The sequence below is a fragment of the Limosilactobacillus sp. C0001E2 genome, assembly GCF_056590915.1.
The window spans coordinates 1-1,676 of the sequence record NZ_JBWPXC010000019.1; the positions used below are offsets into that span (position 1 = coordinate 1).

Annotated in this window: 1 protein-coding gene; it reads right to left on the minus strand. The window is 39.7% G+C overall.

All coding sequences use genetic code 11. From position 1 onward, the window contains the following. Positions 1-44: 44 nt before the first annotated feature. A protein-coding gene (locus AC1EKL_RS08700; protein WP_480190078.1) for an IS3 family transposase occupies positions 45-1,606 on the minus strand; the annotation gives its coding sequence in 2 pieces (ribosomal slippage) (positions 45-943 and positions 943-1,606; 1,563 coding nt in all). Positions 1,607-1,676: the final 70 nt, after the last annotated feature.

Here is a 1,676-nt window from a genome sequence, read left to right on the forward strand (position 1 = left end):
GTGAACTGAGCCCCGTCAAGTAGACAAGTAAATATATAATTTAATTAGGCAGCCTGATTCCGATATTCTATCGGAGTGAGGCTGTTTAATTTTGTTTGATAACGATGATGATTATAGAAATTAATGTACTCATCAATGGAATGGACTAAGGATTCATAACTGGTAAACTCTTCACCGTAATACGCCTCGTCCTTATAGTGACTCCAGAAACTTTCCATTGGCGCATTATCCAGACATTTACCAACTCGTGACATACTCCGTTGAATTCCATATTGTGCGGTTAAACGAGCATATTGTTTCGATGTATATTGAAAGCCCCGATCACTATGAAGCAACGGCGTTGCTTCTGGATTATTGTGACATGCCTGTTTTAAAGTGGTTAAAACCAAGTGGTTATCATTTCGTCGACTCACTACATAACTAATAATTGAACCATCATAGAGATCCTTAATCGCACTTAAATACGCCTTTTGATGATCCCCATAGTTTAAATAGGTCACGTCAGTGACCCACTTTTCATTAGGGTAGTGAGCGATAAAATTACGATCGAGATAATTATGTGTAAAGCTATTATCACATACAATAGTACAACTATGGCGTGGTCGACGAATTACAGCCCGTAAACCTAGTCCCCGTAACAGTCGACGAACTCGTTTAACGTTATAATGCTGGCCGAATTGACGATTTACCTGCATCGTTAACCGACGATAGCCGTATTTACCACGATATTGCCAATCCAGTTTTTTCAATTGTGCCTTTAGCTGTTCATTATTCTCATCAATCCGTGGCTTGGGAGTTTTTAGCCAACGGTAATAGCCAGCCCGTGAAACCTGAACCCATTCACATAATTTGACAATGGTCAGCCCTGAAAACTGTTGATGGGTAGCTTTAACGGCTTTAAAACGTCGGTGCAAACCTACGGTTTGAAGTTTTTCAGGGCGCCCAGTTTTTTTAACAGAAAATTCTCCGCGGCTAATTCTTCATTCTGCTGTTTGAGCTGCTTGATTTCACGATTTAAACGTTCAGTTTCTGTGAATGGTTTTGAATGGGGACGGTGCTTGCCACGATAATCAATCAGGCCCTTTTTACCTTCATGCTCATATTTACGCACCCAATTATAGACTTGAGCATATGATACTCGATACTTCTGGACGGCGGCTAAATAATCTTTTTCATGCTTCAGGACAAAGTGAACAATTGCTAAACGTTCTTCGAACGTGGTTTTACGACTACTGGCACGCATTCTGGTAGAACCTCCCTGTGATGGTTTTAAGGTTTTACCATTAGTATACTGATGAATCCATTTGCTGAGAACACTTTCACTAGAGATATTATATTTATTACAGCACTCTTCCAATGAATAATGGCCAGCTAAATAGTCAGTAACGGCCGCCATTTTTAACGTGTGTGAATAACGACGCCATGTATGTGATTCATGCAATCCATTCGGACCGTTGTGCCGATAGGCACGAATCCAGTTTTTTAAAGTAGTTGTACTAATTTTTAATTCATGACTTACTTCATTTGGTGAAGACTCATTGCTCATTACACGATGTACAGCTTCTAAGCGTTCTTGGAATGAATGATGACTCGTTCTTTTCGACATAAAAACTCCCCCTAGAGTAGCTTTGAAATATTTTATATATTTCGTTGTCTACTCTAAGGGGAGCATATCA